The 3431-nt window shown below is 48.2% G+C and carries 4 protein-coding genes; all 4 read right to left on the reverse strand.

Annotation, left to right across the window (positions count from 1 at the left end):
- A partial coding sequence (locus AB7U36_RS20900; RefSeq protein WP_428161557.1) for an FAD-dependent oxidoreductase occupies nt 1-1879 on the reverse strand: 1879 nt, incomplete at its 3' end.
- A 33-nt stretch (nt 1880-1912) separates the two neighbouring features.
- Nucleotides 1913-2488: an electron transport complex protein RnfA gene (locus tag AB7U36_RS20905; RefSeq protein WP_289020599.1), complete on the reverse strand. Its 576-nt coding sequence runs from the start codon at nt 2486-2488 to the stop codon at nt 1913-1915.
- An 18-nt stretch (nt 2489-2506) separates the two neighbouring features.
- Nucleotides 2507-3115 carry an electron transport complex subunit E gene (locus AB7U36_RS20910; RefSeq protein ID WP_320397030.1) on the reverse strand — a complete coding sequence of 203 codons (609 nt, stop codon included), beginning with the start codon at nt 3113-3115 and terminating at the stop codon, nt 2507-2509.
- Nucleotides 3116-3136: 21 nt separating this feature from the next.
- Nucleotides 3137-3431, reverse strand: a 295-nt coding sequence (locus tag AB7U36_RS20915) for an FMN-binding protein (protein ID WP_428161558.1), incomplete at its 5' end; no start/stop codon positions are given.

A 3431-nucleotide genomic window follows, 5' to 3' on the forward strand; every position in this document is an offset into this window, starting at 1 on the left:
GGATTCTTTTTCCCAGTAAGGAATTCTCGACCGGTTCAACCGGTTTTCCTTTCAGGAACAGGTCGATGGCGCGGGCGGCACGCCTTCCGCCGCCAATGGCAGTAACAACAAGGGAAGGTCCGGTTGCTGAATCACCCCCGGTGAAAATATATGGGATTGAAGTTTGCAAGGTTTCAGGATTATTGTCAATGGTATTCCAGCGGGTCAATTCCAGATCTTTTATTTTCGGAGTTGGATCAGTATCTTTAAAAGAGGGATCCGGTGCCTGACTGATGGCAGAGATAACCATATCAACGTCCAGTACGGTTTCAGATCCTTCAACCGGTACAGGCCGTCTTCTACCGGATTTATCCGGTTCACCCAGTTCCATCTTCAGGTATTCAAGGCCTTTAACTTTGCCGTTTTCATCTCCAATAACCCGTGTGGGGGCTGCAAGGAATACAAAATCAATGCCTTCCTCTTCGGCTGCATGAATTTCCACTGCATTGGCAGGCATTTCCTTCCGGGTTCTTCTGTAAACAATGTACACTTTTTCAAGCCCCAGCCGCTTCAGTGTTCTGACGCAGTCAATGGCGCTGTTCCCACCACCGACGATAGCAGCGGTTTTTCCTATCTTCATTTCCTGACCGCTGGAAAATCTCGAAAGCCATTCAATTCCCTTATAACATCCGTCAAGCTCTTCCCCTTCAATGCCAAGGGCATAATCCTTCCAGGCACCAATTCCCATGAATATGGCGTTGTATCCGGAGGCTACCAAAGAGCTTAGTCCAAAGTCTACTCCGAATTTAACTTGGGTAAAGGCCTTGATTCCTAAATCGAGAATTCCCTGGATTTCCCAATCCAGAACCTTTTTAGGAAGTCTGTACTCTGGGATGCCGTATCTGATAATACCGCCAAGTTTTGGCATAGCGTCAAAGATATCGACCTGATGACCGAGGCGCCTTAAAAAATATGCACAGGAAAGTCCGGCAGGCCCGCCGCCAATTACAGCGACCTTTTTACCGGTATCAGGGGCACAAGTAATGGGAATCCGGGAACCGGAATTCATTTCATAGTCAGCCACAAAGCGTTTGAGCTGGTTAATGGAAACCGGTTCATCCTCAATACCCCTTCTGCACATATCTTCACAGGGATGAGGACATACCCTTCCGCAGGAAAGGAGAAGGGGGTTTCTCATGCGTATGGTCTGAACCGCCTCGGCATATTTTCCGGCTTTTATTTCACTGATATATTTCGGAATATTGATTTCAGCAGGGCAGGTCTGGGCGCAAGGTGCCAGAGCACCTTGCTCCTGATTGAATTCCATTAGTTTTTCGCTCAGGGTCTTGACTTGAATAATATCTTTGGGGCAGGCCTTCTGGCATGCGCCACAGCCAACGCATTTGGCGTCATCAACCACGGGATAACCATCCGGTCCCATGTAAAGCGCACCAAACTGACAGGCCTTGATACAGTCTCCAAGACCGATGCAGCCAACCGTACAAACTCTGTGTCCGCCAAATATGGCAGCCATGGCTTTGCATGATGAAACACCCATATAGTGGTATTTATCAGCGGCCCGATTGCCGCCCTCACACATATTGTAAGACATGGGCGCTTCAGCAGCACCTGCAGAAACGCCCATGATCAGGGAAACCGCTTCAACGCCTTCCTTTGAATTGACAATACAAACGGTCGGGGGTTCTTTACCAGATACGATTGCTGCTGCAGCTGCAGAACAGCCCGCATACCCGCAACCGCCACAGTTGGCACCTGCAAGATTGTTTTCTACCTGTGCGATTCTGGGATCTTCATACACATAAAATATTTTGGAGGCTAGACTGAGCACAATGCCGCATGTTGCGCCAATGCCCAGCATTAACAGTATAGCTGGAATCATACAATCACCTTATTTTTTTTGTGTTTTGTTAAACTAAACCATGCCTCTGAAAACGGTAAAGATCAATGCAAGCAGGCCCGCACTCACAAGACCGATGGAGGTATCCTGCAAGGGTTTGGGCACTCGGGCAAGGATGATCCGTTCTCTGATGCCGGCAAACAGAACCAGAGCAAGACCAAAACCTACGGCATAGGAAAAAGAGGATACTGTGGCCTCAATAAAGGTGTATTCTTCCTTGATATTGATCAGACACACACCCATAACCGCGCAGTTGGTTGTGATCAGTGGAAGAAAGATACCCAGGCCTGCATACAGTCCCGGAATACTTTTTTTTAAAAACATTTCCACAAACTGAACCAGGGCGGCAATAAGCAAAATGAAGGACACTGTGCCCAGATATTCAATGTTCAGCGCTTTAAGCAGGTATGCGTCTACAATCCAGGTTAGCATGCCTGCCATGACCAGAACAAATATAACTGCCATTCCCATGCCAATGGCTGTCTCCATTTTCTTGGTGGTGCCCTGAAAAGGACAGTTGCCTAAGAATTGGGCAAGGAGAATATTGTTGATGAAAATACAGCTGATTGCCAGAACAAATAAATCACCCATGTTATAAATCTCCTTACCTTATTTTTGCCCGATGAGATTCATCAGGCAGAGCATCAGTCCCAGAGCAATAAATGCGCCCGGTGCCTCAAGCATAAATTTAAAGGGAATATATCCATGACCGATGGTGAAGATGGGAGAACCTCCCCATACTGTCAGCGTGCCGGCCCCGATGAGCTCACGTACAGCCCCAAGTGCTGCCAGGGACATGGTAAAGCCAATACCCATGCCAAGGCCGTCAGCCGCAGAGGGGAGCATTGAGTTTTTATTGGCAAACGCTTCCGCCCGGCCCAGTACAATACAGTTTACAACGATCAGGGGTATGAAGATACCCAATTTCAGAAACAGCTCATAGGTATATGCCTGCATCATAAGTTCCACAATGGTTACAAATGTGGCCACAATAACAATGTAGCAGGCAATTCTGACCTTTGAGGGAATTACATTTCTGAGCATGGAGATCAAAATATTTGAGAAGACCAGAACAAAGGTGGTGGCCACCCCCATGCCGATTCCATTTTCTACGGTCTTGGATACGGCAAGGGCGGGACAAAGCCCGAGAACCAGCCGGAACGGAGGAATTTCCGCCCACAGACCTTTTGTAAATTCTTTTACCAGGGATTGTGCCATAATTATCTCTCCTGAGTGCCCTTAGTTAGCGATATGTTTAACGATTTCAGGTTTCAGTTTTTTGTACAGCTCCTGGGCTGCAATTGCAGCCTGGCTGACAGCAGCTGACGTGACCGTTGCACCGGACATGGCGTCAATTTCTCCGCCGCCTTTCTTAAGGCCGAATTTCGCGGACATGGACTTGCTGGCAAACTGGGAAACAAAGGACAGGTCCTCTTTGGCCCTGGAACCAATGCCGGGCGTTTCCGAGTGGGTTGTTACCCGAACCGCAATGATTTCATCGGTGTCAAGGTTGATGCCTACCATCAGTCCGACA

The organism is Desulfobacter sp. (genome assembly GCF_050177295.1).